We start from the raw sequence: 14,863 nt of genomic DNA on the forward strand, positions 1-14,863 counted from the left end.
ATGGCCGCCGCCTCAAGCCAGGGCCACCACCTCAAGCCATGGCCACCACCTCAAGCCATCGTCAGGAACCTCTGCACCAGCGAAGCCAGCAGCACCGCCAGCAGCGGCAGTGAGAACCAGAAACTGCTCTGCAGCCACTGCAGTTGCCGCACGCTCGGGCGGACGGCGACCCGGATCACCTCGCGGGCCGTGAGCAGGACGAGCAGGGCGATCGCCGCGAGCCCTCCGACGACCGACCAGGATGTCCAGGTCACCTGGGGCCCGATCGGGCCGGGGTCGGCCTTCGGGACCCTGCCCTCGGACTGTTCGCGCAAGGTGTACATGGACACGTCGTCGTTGACGAAGACCTTGCGGAGCTCCTGCCGGTCGTCCAGGTTGCGGATGAGGCGGTCGTCCCAGGTCTTGGAGTAGCCGATGTCCAGCTGGAGGTAGGTCACCTGGCTGCGGTTGATCATGAGGAACGAGTTCGGGCCCGCTTCCTTCAGCGCCTTGACCAGGCTCGACACCAGCACGGGGTCGGCGGGTGCGAGCGTCGGTACGTAGTTCACCTTCTCCATGTCCCGGGCGCCCCACGGCATCGCGGGCGTCACGTTGTTCACCGTGTCGTCGCTCATCCACAGCAGCCGGGCGGTCGGCTCGTCGTGGGCGTACACGTATTCCATGGCGGCGACCTCGCCCGGCCTGATCCGTTCGAACGGCTCGTTGCCCCAGCGGGCCACCAGGAAGCCGCTCATCAGGACGAGGCCCGCCATCAGGGCGGCGAGCGGTGCGAGGCTCACCCGGTCCTGGTCCCGCTCCTTCGCGGTGACTCCGGTCCGCGGGAAGAGCGCGAGGCCGGCGAGCAGGCCCGCGCCCGGCAGGGCGAACATGAAGACCCGCAGCGCCATTTCGCCGCCGTACGACTGCATGCCGAAACCGAGGAACGGGACGAAGGTGAGGACGAGCAGCGACCGCTCGCGGTACTTGTGGTCGCGCCGTCGCCACCAGCCCCAGCAGGCCAGCGCCATCACACCGCCGGCCAGCGCCACGCGCGCGTAGAGGACGAGCTTGTGGGTCGAACTGCCCCCGCCGATCCGGCCGGAGACCGACGACGACACATTGCTGCCGACCCCGCCGACCCCGCCGAACAGCTCGTCGAAGTGCCCCGACCAGTACGGCTCGGCGAGGAAACCGATCCACACGCTGACCACGACGGCGAACAGGATCGGCAGGCCCCGGAGTTCGGAGCGGCCGGCCAGGACGAGGACCGCGAGGACACCCAGCATCACGAACGGCGTCAGCTGGTGGGCCGGCACGGTCGCCACGAACAGGCCGATCAGCACCATGAGCAGTACGGCCCGTTGGCGCCGGTCGGTCGGCTCGACCTCCAGCTCGCCGGGCCGTGCCTTCGTCCACAGCACCCGCGGCGCCCGGAACCACACCAGGAGGATTGCCACGAAGACGAGGTAGAGCAGGTAGGTGAAGCCCTGCGGAGAGAAGTAGTCCTGGCCGACCCAGCCGCTGAGCGCGAAGATCCAGATGCCGGTCCACCGGGCGCGCCAGCTCGCGCGCATATGGCGGGCCAGCAGGAACAGCGGTGCCAGGTAGAGGAGTTGCATGGCTGTCGGCCACCAGCGGATGACCTCGGTGAGGTCGTCGACCCCACAGGCCTTGGAGATGAACGTGGCCGCCGCGAAGAAGCCCGGCCAGCTCCAGCGTGCGTCGAGGTCGGGCACGGCCGACCCGGTGCGGTCGATGTAGTCGATGAACCCGAGGTGCTGCCAGGCCGTCGCGAACCGCGGTTCGGTCTCGATCACCGCGGGCAACGCGTGCAGCGACACCACCGTGGCCAGCAGGGTGACCAGGAGCAGGCCCTTGTGCTCGCGGCCCAGCCAGAGCAGCGAGGCGAACACCGTCACCAGCAGCCCGGCCCCGACCAGCGTCGGCGTCGGCAGGACGGAGATCAGGCCTAGCCCGCCCATCCGGTCGAGATCGCGCTCCCCGAGCCCGGACGCCGGCACCCAGTACAGGACGAGCGCGGCCGTGAGCAGACAGCCGAGCAGCATCCCGAGCCGGGTCGGCCGCAGCCGCTCCCACCAGGACTCCGGCAGGGCCGACTGTCCGGGCCCGTCCGCCTCCCGTGCTGCTCCGGCGGCTCCGGACGCGCTTTTTTCGCGTACGCCCTCCGGTGTGTCCTGCGACTCCTCGGTGGCCCCGCCGATCGGCGACTCGAACGGTGCGTCCACCTCGATCTCGGACGGGCTGAGGGAGGTCTCCGAGCCCGGTTCGCGTTTCTCGACGGGCAGGCCCACCTCCACGCGGGACGCGGGCAGTTGAGGAGGAGCCTTCAGCGCCCAGGTGGGCCGGTGGTCCGGCCGGGGCCGCGAGGCGCGGCTCGGCCGGTCGACCGCGGGTGCCCCGGTGGGCGGTGTTCCCGGCCCCGGCCGTACGTCCGGCCGCCGCTCCAGGTGGTCGAAGTCGAGCTGAACGCCGAGCGCCAGGGTGTCCGGGTCGAGCCGCTGCGCCCAGGACGGCCCGTGCCCCTTCTCCAGCTCGGCCCGCTGTGGCGCGGGCACCTCGCGGGCGCCCAGGTCGGCCAGGTCCCCGTCGGGCGCCGCGTCCCGCACAACGACCTCGGGCGGCGCGGTCCTGACGATCCGGTACAGCTTGGGAGCGGCGAGCGTCACGATCACCGCGAGGCTGGAGATCTCCGCGACGCCCGCGCCGGTCAGCCCCATCCGGGGCAGCAGGATCAGCGTGAGGCCGAGCACCAGCAGGCACAACAGGCCCTGCAGCCAGGCGAGTCCGCTGGTGCGGCTCTGGGCGCGCAGCACCGCGAAGTACGTCTCCATGACGACCCGCAGCACCGCCCCGACCGCGAACCAGCGCAGCAGCGGCGTCGCCGCGTCCGCGTACGCCTGGCCGAACACGCCGAGGATCCAGGGCGCTCCGAAGAACAGCACCCCGGCCACCGGCAGCATGATCCGCGCCATCCGGCGCAGGGCCGCCCGGGTGTTCGCCGCGAGCTGCGCCGGATCGTGCGAGCCCTCGACGGTCAGCGAGGCGCCCATGTTGATGGCGAGCAGGTTGACCGTGCCGCCGATGGTGGTGGTGATGTAGAAGTACGCGTTGTCGGCCGAGCTGACCTGCGAGGCGACGATCACCGGGACGAGGTAGACGACGGCGAGCGAGAACAGCGAGCCGGTGTAGTCACCGGCGAGGAACCGTCCGATCTCCTTCGTGGTGGGCGGCTCGGCGGCGTCCGCGGTCGCCTTCACATGCCGGGGCACCAGGCGGCGGAACACCAGCCAGCCCAGGGGCAGTACGGACACCGCGATGGCCGCGACCCACGACACGAAGACGCCCATGGTCGGGATCGCCGCGGCGAACGCCACGAGCAGCGCCAGCTTCACGGCCGAGAACACGGTGTTGCCGACGGGCACCCACAGCGCGCTCCGCAGCCCGGTCAGCACCCCGTCCTGCAGCGTCAGCACGGACCAGGCGACGACCGCCAGGATGAAGCCGATCCCGTTCAGGGGCCCGTGCAGGAAACGGTACGAGGGGCCCCAGAGGTTCAGAGTGAGCAGGAAGACGACCGCGGCCAGCGCCACGACCACCGAACTGCCCATGTAGGTACGGAGGATGAGCCGCCCGGCGCCCCGTCCGGCCACCGGTATGAACCGGGCCAGGGCGCCCGTCAGCGTCACCGCGGTGAGGCCCGCGAGGAACTTCATCGCGGCGATCGCGGCGGAGCCCTGGCCGACCGCCGACTCGGAGTAGTAGCGGGCGGCGACCAGCCAGAAACTGAGCCCCAGAACGGCGGAGATGCCGGTGTTGAGCATCAGGGCATAGGCGTTGCGGAACAGCTGGCTGCCACCGGACGACGGGCCGAGCCGGGGCAGGCGGAGGCGGCGCCCGGACTGCTCGGGTGGATCGGGCGTGGGAGTGTCGGCCTGAGCCGTGGTCGTGTCAGACACGGGAACGGATGGCCTTCCGGCGAACCTGTCGTGCTCTGCGGACCATGGAGTACCCCTTGGTGAGGGCACGGTCCCTGGCGAAGGTACGGGTGATCGCGCGGCCCTCGACGAGCCGCTCGAACTCCTCGATCCCGGTGCCGCGGCGCACGGTGACCCGCCGCAGCGCGTACGGTCCCTGGCGGCGACGCGCGAGAGCGTTGCCCACGGCGAGCGACTGGGTGAAGCCCGCCTCGCGCACGGTCCGGCGCACCCGGCGGCTGGAGTAGCCGTACGGATACGCGAACGACGCGGGGCGTGCGCCCAGTTCGTCGGTGACGATCTCCCGGCACCGCAGCAGCTCGGACCAGAGTGCGTCGTCGGACAGCTGGTCCAGCTGCGGATGCGTATGGCTGTGGCCGCCGATCTCGACGCCCGAGGCCGCGAGTTCGCGCACCTGGTCCCAGTCGAGCATCTCGTCGAGACCGCCCCCGGTGTCGTACTCCCCGCGCAGCCAGCCGGTGGACACGAACAGCGTGGCCGCGAAACCGTGCCGGGAGAGCACGGGCAGGGCATGCCGGTGCACACCCTCGTAGCCGTCGTCGAAGGTGATCAGTACGGGTCGCTCGGGCAGCGGCCCCGAGGCACGCCAGCTCCTGGCCAGCTGAGCGGTGTCGACCGGAGTGAAGCCCGCTCCGCTCAGGAGCGCCATCTGTTCGTAGAACGCCTCGGGCGTCACGGACAGCGCGCGAGTGGCGTCGTTCGGCGCCGTGGCCACCGCGTGGTACATGAGGATCGGCACGCGTGGCTCGCGTGATCCACTCATCGTTCGGCCCCCTCGCTCCGCACGACCGGGGCCGAGAACGCAGCCCCACTCCTGCGCGCCCGGACGCTCCCGACCACATACCCTCCCACCGCCGTCGCCACTCCGGCGACGATGGCGGCGGCCCGGCCCGCGCCGCCGGGGCGGGCGAGCAGGGCGTCGCGCAGTCCGCGCGCGATTCCGGCGGGCAGTACCCGCGTGGTGTAGCGCCGCTCGGACTCAAGGCCCTTCCCCGCGCCGACACTCCGGGCGACCAGGGCCTTCGACAGACCTTCGGCGTACGTACGCGTGCGGAAGTAGGCGAAGTGCTCGCGTACCTCCGGCACCCGGTGGTGGATCACCGCCCGGTCGTCGATCAGCAGCACCGCGTCCGGCCGGGCGCGGGTGAGACGGATGCACAGCTCCGTCTCCTCGCAGCCCAGTGGCCGCTTGTCGCCGTCGCGTCCGATACCGGTCGCGAAGCCGCCCGCCGCGTCGAAGGCCGTACGGCGGAACGAGGCGTTGCCGCCGAGTACGTTGCGCACCCGGACCCGGCCGGCAGGCAGGCCCTTGTACGTGCAGCCCACGACCCAGTCGAACTCCGCCGGGAACCAGACAGGCCGGCGGCCCGACGCCCAGATCGGCATCGTCCGGCCGCCGACGGCCATCACCCGCGGATCCCCGTACCCCTCGGCGAAGTGGAGGAGCCAGTCGCGCTCGGCCACCGCGTCGTCGTCGAGGAAGGCGATGACGTCGCCCCGGGAGGCGGCGATGCCGGTGTTGCGGCCCGCGGACAGGCCACGGGGGCCCGCGTTGGCGAGCACCCGCACCTCCTGTGTCTCCTTGTACTCCCTGGAGAGCCGGTCCAGGAGCGCCTGGTTGTGGTCCACGGCCAGGAGCGTCTCCAGTGCGGGCCGGGACTGCGCCCGCACCGAGGAGACCGCCGCGAGGATGTCCTCCCAGCGGTCCTCGGTGTAGACACAGATGACCACGGAGATGTCCGGAGTACTCAAGACGCCTCTCCTGTACGGGAGTTGAGCGCCACGGCGTGCGGTCTGCGGCGCAGTGACCGCCGGTTGGAGCGCTCCTTGAGGATCACCTTGAGCACCCGGATCCCGTCCCGCACGGCCCGCAGGTTGCTCGCGCCGTGGATCCGCAGGTACTCGTGGCTCGGTATCTCCTGGACCTTCAGCCCCGCCTTGACCACCCGGATGTTCATCAGGGTCTCCACCTCGAAGCCCGTGCAGTCGAGGTCGATCTTGTCCAGGCAGTGCCGCCAGAAGGCGTTGTACCCGTAGCAGAGGTCGGTGTAGCGCGCGCCGAACTTGCGGTTGACGACTGTGCACAACGCCCAGTTGCCGAGCTTGCGGATCGGCGTCATGTCGTCCGTGCCGCCGCCGTTGGCGAACCGCGAGCCCTTAGCGAAGTCCGCGCCGGAGACCAGCGCGGAGACGTAACTGACGATCTCGTGACCGTCGGCCGAGCCGTCCGCGTCGACCATCACGATGATGTCGCCGGTGCACGCCGCGAAACCGGTGATCAGGGCGTCGCCCTTGCCTTTGCCGAGTTGCTCGACGACCTTGACGTCAGGCCACAGCTCGCGGGCCACCTGCACGGTGTCGTCGGTGGAATTTCCGTCGACGAGAACCACTTCGTGTATCCACTGCGGAAGCGACTTGAAGACGTACGGGAGATTCTCCGCCTCGTTCATGGCGGGAATCACGACGCTCACCGGAGGCGCTATGGCCAGGTGAGTCGATATGAATCGGTACTTGCCGGCTGTGATCTGATCTTGAGCTTGAACTTGAGCTTGATCCTGTACCTGCTCTTTGATCTGTTCTTGGCCCGAAACCGCCGGGCGCAGAAAAGAAGTCATGAGTCTGGTCCCTCTCGTCCGGTGGACCGCCCACCCCCGGGCGGTCCGGCATTTGTCCGGTTCGAAAGGGGGGTTTCTCACTTACGGCATGCCGAAATAGATCTCCGTTCACGCCGTGTGAGCTGGCAGAACTGGCCGACTGTCTGGGTCGGTCGCGCGGCACGACTCGGCACAACTGCTGTCACCGAGCACGGCACCCCCCTACCGCGCCCCACGCCGGCCCCTCGTCGCGATCTTGAGCCCTCCCCTAGATCGCATGTGCACCGATGGGCCGATGCGGGTGGATGTACGACGGTATTGATGATTGTGACGATATGGCAAGGCCTGAAACGAAGGCCTCATGTTTTCGTCGGTTTGGCTGTTACCTAACGACTCGAACGGATTTTCCCCATCCGTTTGAGCATTTTGTCGGCCGGCTCGAACAACTCCGGCCGCGACAGCACCGTGTTCCTCAGTGCCCGGACGGGGGCGCGTCGCGCCCGGTGTCCGAGCGCCACGGGATGGCGGCGCGCAACCCACCCTTCGGACACGGTGAGTTCCCGTGTCTTGAGGGAGTCCTTGTAATCCTTCTGGCCCCGGCCCAGATCCAGATAGGCGATGCCGTCGGCGGCTGCCGCCTCGGCCATACGCACATGCAGGATGAGACCGGGGGAGTAGGTTCCGAATGCCGGGTCGTACGCGGGGAACCAGCACGCCAGCACGCGTTCCGAGCGCAGTCCGAAGTGCGCGGCGATCGGCTCGCCGCCCGCGTAGAGCACCGACAGGAGCCCGGCGAACGTCTCGGAACGGCTGTGGAAGAGCTGATGCGCCAGCCGTGAGATCCAGTCCTGCGCGAAGCGGTCGACGCGCCCGGTCCTGCGGTACTGCGCCGACTTCCACCGCATCAGCGTGCGCAGCGCCTCGGGGTCGCGTTCATCGTGCACGTACCGTACGTCCGCGTGGTCGCGGCCCAGCCTGCGCTCCTTGGCGAGCGTGGTCCGGGTGAACTTCGGGGCCTGGGTGCGCAGGTGGCTCAGATAGGCCTCGTACCCCTGGTCGACGTCGATGACCGGGGACGGGAAGGTGCCGCGGGCTCCTGCCTCGAACGGCGCCTGGCCCTGCGCCAGGTGGTCGAACTCCCACACGGCGAGTCCGCAGGCCCGCAGCAGTTCGCGTGCGTCCCAGGTGAAGCCCGGCCGGTGGACCAGGCCCTGGCAGTCCGAGATGCTCAGGCCGACGGCTCTGCCGACGCCCGAGGCGGTCGTCTGGAACGGGAAGAACGCCGCGGGCTCGCCGTTCTCCCTGACGACGGCGATCCGCACACCACGGCGGCAGCGGCCCACGGCGAGTGCGAACTCCGGTGACAGGAACGGGTTCGCGAGTTCGGGCGTGCCCTGCAGGTGGGCCTTGGACTGAAGAGCTGTCCATGCCGACCGGTCGGCAGAGGTCAGGTCGCCGGGACGGTACACGCCGATGTCCATGTCAGGAAGCCCGTCTTCTCACCGTACGGCCGCGCAGCCGCCGTACCAGGACCAGCAGGAGAATGAGGGAACTGAGCGCGGCCACGGCCGCGATTCCGCCAGGGGCCGACCACCGGTGCACCGCGAGCATGCCCTGGGCGACCAGGAGATTGACGGCTACCGCGGCCGACAGCGACGCCAGGACGCGGCCGAACGGTTCCAGGCCTCGCAGTGCGGCTGCGACGGCGGTTCCGGGCGCGGCCAGCAGGAAGAAGAGCGTGAACGGAGCGCGCAGGGGCGAGTCCACGTCGACGAGCGCCAGTACGGCGCCGATGCCCGCGATCGTGGTGGCCGCCCCCGCGAGCAGTGGCAGCAGATCCCTCCCCGGACCCTGCCACGACCGCTCGTCACCACCCGATGTGGACGGGTCTGATGCATTTGATGGAGATGACTTGATACCTATGGTCTGCATGGGCGACTTGCCCCCTGAAGCGCCGGATGCCGGGCTTCAATGTCGCGCAGCTGTCCGGGGGCAGTCAAGACGTGGGCGCCTTTCCCTCACTCGGTTGTCATGTGCATGAAACCGAACAAGCGGTGAACGGAGGGGGGAGGTCACGGTAGGTCCGCAAAGGTCTTGGCATGGACACTTCCTGTCGACACGCGTAGCTGGTACGAAAGTTACGGCAGAGATCGTGCTAAAGGGAGGTTCCATGAGACGTTCCCGACTTACGGCATACGTGACCTCGCTCTTGCTCGCCACCGCCTTCGCGCTCACCGGTGCGACGACGGCCCAGGCGTCCCAACAAGCCGCCGCCACGGGCTATGTGGCCCTCGGCGACTCCTACTCCTCCGGCGTCGGCGCGGGCAGCTACCTCAGCTCCAGCGGCGACTGCAAGCGCAGCACGAAGGCCTACCCCTACCTCTGGGCGGCCGCCCACTCACCCTCGTCGTTCGACTTCACGGCCTGCTCGGGCGCTCGTACGGGTGATGTTCTGGCGAATCAGCTGGGCCCGCTCGGCTCCGGCACCGGCCTCGTCTCGATCTCGATCGGCGGCAACGACGCGGGCTTCCTCGACGTCATGACGACCTGTGTCCTGCAGTCCGACAGCGCCTGTGTGGCCCGCGTCAACACGGCGAAGGCGTACGTCGACTCGACGCTCCCCGGCAAACTCGATTCGGTCTACTCGGCGATCAGCGCCAAGGCTCCGGCGGCCCAGGTGGTCGTCCTGGGCTACCCCCGCTTCTACAAGCTGAGCGGCAGCTGCCTGGCCGGTCTCTCCGAGACGGAACGGGCCGCCATCAACGGCGCCGCCGACTACCTGGACAGCGCCATCGCCAAGCGTGCCGCCGACCACGGCTTCACCTTCGGCGACGTACGCTCCACCTTCACGGGCCATGAGATCTGCTCGGGCAGCGCCTGGCTGCACAGCATCAACCTGCTGAACATCAGCGAGTCCTACCACCCGACCGCGTCCGGCCAGTCGGGTGGTTACCTGCCCGTCCTCACCGCCGCAGCCTGACCGCTCCGTTCGGGGAGGACGCCCGAGAGGAAGCGGAGGCGGAGGCCCCGTCCGTCGGGGTCTCCGTCCGGCAGGTGACCGAGAAGGCCACCGAGTTCGACTTCGTCCGCTGCGGGCTGCGGACCTCCACGCCGATCTTGTTCTCGTACGTCCCGGACGCGTCGTACGTTGTCACGACGACCGAGTTCTGTCCGGTCTTCCCGCCGCCCGCCGGGAACGAGAGGGTCTTCCAGCCCGGGTCGGACACCTCGCCGGTCTCCGTCACCCAGCGGTACTCCACGTCCGCCGGTACGACACCCACGGTGAAGGTCGCCGTGAAGGTGGGAGCCTCCGCGTCGGGCGGCGGGCAGGCGCCGGTGTAGCCGGTGTGCGAGCCCGAGACCGTCACCCGCACGGACTGGGTGGGCGCGGGCGTCGTCTGCCCGCCACCGGTGGTCGACCCGCTGCCGTCCGTTTTGCTCGTGCCCGAGCTCCCCGTCGGGGATCCGCTGTCGGTATCGCCCCCGCCGGTACCTCCGTTGGCACTGTCGTCGCCGCCCGTCGAACCGCCGGTCGTCCCGCCGTCGGAGCTGTCGGTGCCGTTGCCTCCGTCGTCGCGGTTGACCAGGACGTAGGTCAGGCCCGCGATCGAGAGGACGAGAGCGGCCAGGCCCGCGATCACCACGATCATGGCGCGCCGGGGGTGAGCGGGCCCCGAGGTCGTTGTCGTGGCGGTGGGGGTCTGCCGCGGGCCGGGGGCGGAGGGTGTGTACGCGGGGACGGGGGCCGGCCGGGTCGCGGCCGGCTGGGGGAGTGCCGCGACCGTCGGCGAGTAGGGCGCGGTCCCCGTACGGGGCGTGCCGCCGGCCGCGATGATCCGCAGGTCCTGTTCGGCGTCCGCCGCCGACATCCGCTCCGCCGGGTCCTTGCGCAGCAGGCCCTCGATGACCGGCGCGAGCGGTCCCGCCCGGAGCGGAGCCGGCAACTCCTCGTCGACGACCGCGCGCAGGGTGCTGAGCGGGGTGTTCTGGCGGAACGGGGAGTTGCCCTCGACAGCCGCGTAGAGGAGCACGCCGAGTGACCACAGATCGGACTCGGGCCCCGGCGTACGGCCGAGCGCCCGCTCCGGGGCGAGGAACTCGGGCGAGCCGATCACCTCACCGGTCATGGTGAGCGCCGAGCTGCCCTCGACCGTGGCGATACCGAAGTCGGTGAGTACGACACGGCCGTCGTTCGAGATCAGGACGTTGCCGGGCTTCACGTCCCGGTGCAGGACCCCCGCCTCGTGCGCGGCCCGCAGGGCGGAGAGCACCTCCGCGCCGATGTCGGCGGTGTGCTGCGGGGTCAACGGGCCCTCGGCGTCCAGAAGATCGGAGAGCGCGATCCCGCGGATCAGCTCCATCACGATCCACGGGCGGCCGTCCTCCATGGCCACGTCGTAGACCGTCACCACATTGCGGTTCGAGACCCGGGCCGCCGCCCACGCCTCACGCTCCAGACGGGCGTACATCCGCTCGACGTCAGGTCCCGGCAGCCCGCCCGGGGCCCGCACCTCCTTGACGGCGACCTCGCGGTGCAGCACCTCGTCGCGGGCACGCCACACCGTCCCCATCCCGCCCTCGCCCAGCGGAGAGAGAAGACGGTAGCGACCCGCGATCACACGCTCACTACCCGGTTCTTCGGACACGGGCGCCCCCCCCATCAGCATCCGCTGGCATCCGCACGATTCTGAACAAAAGTAGCTCAACCGAGTGCGGTTGCGGCCCCCTTGAACACCAATCCGACCCCAAGGGCTACGACGACGAACGCGGACCCCAGCGGCACGGTCCTGCGCACCAGCGCGGTCACCGGACTGTCGGCCCAGCGCGAGCGGGTCGCCAGCACGTGGCTCACCCCGCTGCCCAGCTTGACCACGGCGACCCCGGCCGCCGTGAGCGTCAGGGCGAGTCCGAGGCCGAACGCGAGGACGAGCAGGAGCCCGAACCAGGCCTTGCCGAGCGAGGCGGCGCCCACCAGGACGACGACGGCCGAGGGGCTCGGCACCAGACCACCGGCGAAGCCGAGGAGGATCGTGCCGCGCAGGGTCGGCGCGATCTCATGGGTGTGGGTGAAGCCGCCATGGGTGTGGGTGTGGGTGTTGCCCCTGGGACGTCCGGCGCCGGAACGCTTGGACGCGTGGGAATGGCCGTCACCGTGTCCGTGCGTGGGCGTTTCCAGGAGCGCCGACGCGTGGCCGCGCCCGGCGGGCCGGGCCTCGGCGTCGGCGTGGGAGTGCGCGAGAACGAGCTGGCGCTCGTGGGCGGCGGCATGCACGTGGGTGTCGCCGTGCGCGTTCTCATGGCTGTGGCCGTCGCCGTGCTCGTGGGTATGGCCGTGCTCGTGACCATGCGCGTGGGTGTGGCCGTGGTCGTGCGTATGGCCGTCTTCGTGATCGTGCGTGTGATCGTGATCGTGTTCGTGCGCCGGAGCGGGCGAGTGCGCCGGGCCCCGGTTCCGCCAGGCTCGTCGTACGAGTGTGGTGCCGGCCGCCGTCACGAGGACGCCGCTCGCGACACCCAGCCACGTCACCACGGAGGGCGCCGCCGCCGAGCCGGCGGTGACCAGGAGGCCCAGCGCCGCCACCCCGAGGGTGTGGGTGATGGTCACCGACGCCGCCAGGGGCAGGACGTCACGCAGGCCCGCCCGGCCGCCGCGCGCCGCGGCCGTCGCGGCCATCAGCGTCTTGCCGTGACCCGGCGCGAGCGCGTGCATCGCGCCGAGCAGGACCGCGATGGCCAGGGCCAGCAGTGCGAAACCGAAGGTCAGGTCCTGGCGGGACACCAGGTCGTCCAACGCGCGGGTGAAGCGGTCGGCGCCACGGGGCAGTACGGATGAGGCGGGCGCGTCGGAGTTCTCCTCGACGAGCGCGGGTCCACCCGGCCGCAGGCGCAGCGCGGCGGTCGCCGTGTCCGCCGGCGACGACAGCAGCTTGGCGGGGTACTTGGTCAGTTCACCGGAAAGGGACTTCTCGGGTACGTCGGAGGAGGTGAGGGTCGTCCGGTCACCGCGGGCCGTGACCTCGCGCCAGCCGGGCCCGTCGTCCACGGAGGCGCGAAAGCGCAGCGACAGGTTCCCGTCCGGCAGCGGGGCCGTCCAACGGCACTCCACCCGGAGGGTTTTGAGGCCGGCCTGTCCGGGCCGCACCCGGGCACGGCTCTCGCCGACGGTCAGGGCGGCAGCCTTCCCGCCCACCGTCACCCGGCTCTTACCGGCCGCCGTCTCGCACCGCTGTCGGGCCCAACTGCCCATGCCCGCCTTGTCGATGGCGGGCTGAGCCTGGGTCGCCGGGATCTCCGCCAGGTCCTCCACGTGGAGGACCCGCAGCTTTCCGGGAGCGACGACGAGACCGTCGTACCGGTTGACGGTGAAGTTGCCGAGCGGATGCGCCGAGGCCGTCCCGGAGGGGATCAGCACCAGTGCGCAGGCGGCCATGAGCACGGCCACGCAGGACCCGAACGTGCGACGGCGCACGGACGCCTTTCGGTCGGCGAGGGACGCCTTTCGGGCGGCGAGGCGGGAGCGGAGGCCGCGTACGGCGAAGGCGCTCACTGGGCACCGCCCAGCGCCGTCAGTGTCTTCTCGGCCACCTTCGCGCCCACCGGCGAGAAGCCCGGGTTGAGCTTCAGCGCCGACGACAGGCCGGCGCGGGCCTCCTTCTTGTGGCCCGTGGCGCGTTCGATCATGCCGCGGTGGTAGAGGAACGTCGCGTCGCGGTAGCCGGTCGCCGTGGCGCGGCGGGCGTAGGGCAGGGCTTCGTCGTCGCGGCCGTTGACGTGCAGGGCCCAGGCGAGCGCGTCCGCGGTGTGGACGGTCTCCCGGCGCTCCCACTCGGCACGGGCTGCGCGCAGGGCGGCCTTGCGGTCGCCGTGCTCCGCCGCGGCGAGGGCGGTGTCCAGGTCGGCGTTGACACCGTTCGCGCGGGCCAGCGCCGTCCAGGCGTTGACCAGGGCGTACTGGTCGCGGGCCTTCGCCCGGTCCTCCTCGCCGTCACGTGCCTCGTACAGCTCGCCCAGCACCACCAGCGGGCCCGGCAGCGGAAAGCGTCCCACGACCTCTTCCATCCCGAGGATCGCGGCCGCCCGGTCCCCGTTCGCCGCCTGCGCCCGGGCCCGTCCCTCCAGCGCCGGCAGATAGGCCGCGTCGGCCCGCAGAGCCCGCTCGTAGTACTTCAGCGCCGTCCCGTACTCGCCCTCGCGCCAGGAGAGCTGGCCCAGCGACGAGGCCACGTAGGCGACGTCGCCGGGCGCGGTGGCCCCGGCCAGCGCCTGCTCCAGGACGCGGCGCGCCGTACGGACGTCGCCGCGCAGCTCGTGTACGTAGGCGTACCGGGTGAAGACCGGCACGCCCGGGCGGCGGGAGTCGGCCTCGTCGGCGGCCTTCGACGCCTCCTTGTACCGGCCCAGTTCGACCAGGGCGTCGATACGGATGGACAGCGCGCGCTCGCTGAACGCGTTCTCGTCCAGGGCCTTGTCCGCGTACCGCAGCGCCTCGGGGAACTCGTGCCGGGCCGCGGCCAGCGCCGCCCGGCCCGCGAGCGCCGGATCGTTGTCGGGGCTCAGCTTCAGCGACCGCTCCAGCGCGCGCTGCGCCTGCGGATAGCGGGACGGGTCGCCGCCGGTGCGGGCCTGCTCGACGTAGGCGATGCCCAGCGTGGCCCATCCGCCCGAGTCCTTGGGCTGCGCCTTGAGGTGGGACTGCAGCGCGGAGATGCTCGACGCCAGGCTGCCGCCGGCCAGCAGCTCGGGAGCGAGCCCGGGCACGGACGACACCGTGGACGTACCGCCGTCGTCCCTGTTGCCCAGCACCACGGCACCCGCGGTCATCGCGACGGCGAGAGCGACGGCGCAGGCCGTGAGATGCAGCACCCGGAGCCGCCCGGACTCCCGGCGCCCACCGGGAACGCGCTGTCCGGTCCCGACCGTGCCGGCCGTCGCGGCCACGTCAGCCGTCTCAGCGACATCGGCTGTCCCGACCGTTTCAACCGTTTCAACCGTTTCAACCGGTCCAGCCGGTTCGACGGTTTCAGGCGTCTCAGCCATCTCAGCTGTCTCAGCCGGCTCGGGAGTCCCGGGTGCCTCGGGTGCTGCGGCAGCGTCGGTCGCGTCGGCAGCGTCGGCCGTGTCGTCGGCGAGATCCCTCTCCTGCGCGTCGTCGTTGCTACGCGGGGACATTGCGCTCTCCTCAATCGCCATGGTGGAAAAGGTGGTTCACGTAGTGGGTGTTGCGGTGCAGCGGTGCAGCGGTGCAGCGGTGCAGCGGTATTGCGGGTGGCGCGG

10 protein-coding genes are annotated in these 14,863 nt (G+C 70.8%); 1 reads left to right on the forward strand and 9 read right to left on the reverse strand.

The window, feature by feature from the left end:
* Positions 1-50: 50 nt before the first annotated feature.
* From AB0D14_RS07965 to AB0D14_RS07990, 6 genes are all read right to left on the reverse strand, one after another.
* Positions 51-3,956: a polysaccharide biosynthesis C-terminal domain-containing protein gene (locus tag AB0D14_RS07965; RefSeq protein ID WP_362775931.1), complete on the reverse strand. Its 3,906-nt coding sequence runs from the start codon at positions 3,954-3,956 to the stop codon at positions 51-53.
* Positions 3,949-4,758 (reverse strand): polysaccharide deacetylase family protein, encoded by an 810-nt coding sequence (locus tag AB0D14_RS07970; RefSeq protein WP_362775932.1) that lies wholly within the window; start codon positions 4,756-4,758, stop codon positions 3,949-3,951. Before AB0D14_RS07970 ends, AB0D14_RS07965 begins: the two co-directional genes overlap by 8 nt.
* Complete coding sequence (locus AB0D14_RS07975) at positions 4,755-5,747, reverse strand: glycosyltransferase family 2 protein (RefSeq protein ID WP_362775934.1); 993 nt, start codon at positions 5,745-5,747, stop codon at positions 4,755-4,757. The genes AB0D14_RS07970 and AB0D14_RS07975 overlap by 4 nt, the downstream gene beginning before the upstream one ends.
* A complete protein-coding gene (locus tag AB0D14_RS07980; protein WP_362775936.1) occupies positions 5,744-6,610 on the reverse strand; it encodes a glycosyltransferase family 2 protein in 867 nt (288 codons plus the stop codon). Before AB0D14_RS07980 ends, AB0D14_RS07975 begins: the two co-directional genes overlap by 4 nt.
* A gap of 365 nt (positions 6,611-6,975) precedes the next feature.
* Positions 6,976-8,070: a GNAT family N-acetyltransferase gene (locus AB0D14_RS07985; RefSeq protein WP_362775938.1), complete on the reverse strand. Its 1,095-nt coding sequence runs from the start codon at positions 8,068-8,070 to the stop codon at positions 6,976-6,978.
* Between the two features lies 1 nt (position 8,071).
* Entirely contained in the window at positions 8,072-8,521 is a 450-nt protein-coding gene (locus tag AB0D14_RS07990) for a hypothetical protein (protein WP_362775939.1), read from the reverse strand.
* A 238-nt stretch (positions 8,522-8,759) separates the two neighbouring features.
* Between AB0D14_RS07990 and AB0D14_RS07995 the strand changes: the two genes are divergently transcribed.
* Positions 8,760-9,569: an SGNH/GDSL hydrolase family protein gene (locus AB0D14_RS07995; protein ID WP_362775941.1), complete on the forward strand. Its 810-nt coding sequence runs from the start codon at positions 8,760-8,762 to the stop codon at positions 9,567-9,569.
* Here AB0D14_RS07995 and AB0D14_RS08000 read toward each other — a convergent pair.
* The 3 genes from AB0D14_RS08000 to AB0D14_RS08010 all read right to left on the reverse strand — a co-directional run bounded on the left by AB0D14_RS08000 (position 9,553) and on the right by AB0D14_RS08010 (position 14,758).
* The gene (locus AB0D14_RS08000; RefSeq protein WP_362775942.1) at positions 9,553-11,250 is read right to left on the reverse strand and encodes a serine/threonine-protein kinase; all 1,698 of its coding nucleotides are present in this window, start codon (positions 11,248-11,250) and stop codon (positions 9,553-9,555) included. The genes AB0D14_RS07995 and AB0D14_RS08000 overlap by 17 nt on opposite strands.
* A gap of 41 nt (positions 11,251-11,291) precedes the next feature.
* Complete coding sequence (locus tag AB0D14_RS08005) at positions 11,292-13,019, reverse strand: sulfite exporter TauE/SafE family protein (protein ID WP_362776200.1); 1,728 nt, start codon at positions 13,017-13,019, stop codon at positions 11,292-11,294.
* Positions 13,020-13,132: 113 nt separating this feature from the next.
* Positions 13,133-14,758 carry a hypothetical protein gene (locus AB0D14_RS08010; protein WP_362775944.1) on the reverse strand — a complete coding sequence of 542 codons (1,626 nt, stop codon included), beginning with the start codon at positions 14,756-14,758 and terminating at the stop codon, positions 13,133-13,135.
* Positions 14,759-14,863: the final 105 nt, after the last annotated feature.

Source organism: Streptomyces sp. NPDC048484 (genome assembly GCF_040651415.1).
Lineage (GTDB): Bacteria > Actinomycetota > Actinomycetes > Streptomycetales > Streptomycetaceae > Streptomyces.